A 971-nucleotide genomic window follows, 5' to 3' on the forward strand; every position below is an offset into this window, starting at 1 on the left:
AGCGGCACGCACACGGTGAGCTACTGGAGCACGGACTGGGCGGGCAACACCGAACAGGCACACGCGGTGACGGTGTCGATCGATAAATCGGCGGACGTGACCTCCTCCGTGTCGATCGCGCGCTCGGGCCTGACGGTGAACCGCTTCACCAACAAGTACACGGGTACGGTGACGATCACGAACACGGGTGGCCAGCCGCTGGCGGGTCCGCTGCATCTGCGCCTGCAGGCACTGACGGCCGGCGTCACGCTGGACACCCAGACCGGCGTCAAGGACGGCGTGCCGTACATGGCGCTGCCCGTCGCCAGCCTGGCCGCGGGCCAGAGCGTCACCCTGACGACCACCTTCTCCAACCCGAACAAGGCCGGCATCGCGTACACGCCGGCCCTCTTCAGCATCCAGTAAAGGACCTGACCATGATTCGCTTCAAGCACTTCCTATCCTGGCTGACGCTCGCGGCCGCGCTGACCGGCACCTGCGGCCAGGCAGCCGCCACCCCGCTCTACCACGTCGACATCGACACGGCGTCGCTGGGTTCGGGTCAGGCTTTCCTGGAGCTGTACTTCCTGGGCCTGGACGGCGCGCCGGCGGCGACCGCCATCGTGAGCAGCCTGACGGGCGCGCTGGACGGCGCGGCGGACCTGACGGGCACGGTCACGGGCACCGCGCCCGGAACCTTCGTGTTCGGCAATGCCGGCGGCGGCGGTGACCTGGTCCAGGGCATCCAGCTGGGCGGCAAGTTCGGCTTCGACGTCAGCTTCACCATGCTGCCGGGCGACATCGGCACGACGTTCGGCTGGGCGCTGTTCGACACGACCCACTACCTGGGCGCCGACGGCGACCTGGGCAACCTGTTCCTGCAGCCGTTTGCACCCGCCGGTCAACAGATCCTCGTGGCGGCGCCCTCGACCCGCGTCAGCAGCTTGACGAAGATTCCGGAACCGTCGACGGCGGCGCTGATGCTGGTTGCC

At 68.5% G+C, this 971-nt stretch carries 1 protein-coding gene and 1 pseudogene; both read left to right on the forward strand.

What is annotated here, in order from left to right; genetic code table 11:
* Positions 1-405, forward strand: a pseudogene (locus tag QPK29_RS33465) (ExeM/NucH family extracellular endonuclease); the annotation flags it as partial.
* A gap of 11 nt (positions 406-416) precedes the next feature.
* Positions 417-971, forward strand: a 555-nt coding sequence (locus tag QPK29_RS33470) for an NF038129 family PEP-CTERM protein (protein ID WP_400189968.1), incomplete at its 3' end; no start/stop codon positions are given.

Source organism: Massilia orientalis, from assembly GCF_030411975.2.
Classification (GTDB): Bacteria; Pseudomonadota; Gammaproteobacteria; order Burkholderiales; family Burkholderiaceae_D; genus Telluria; species Telluria orientalis.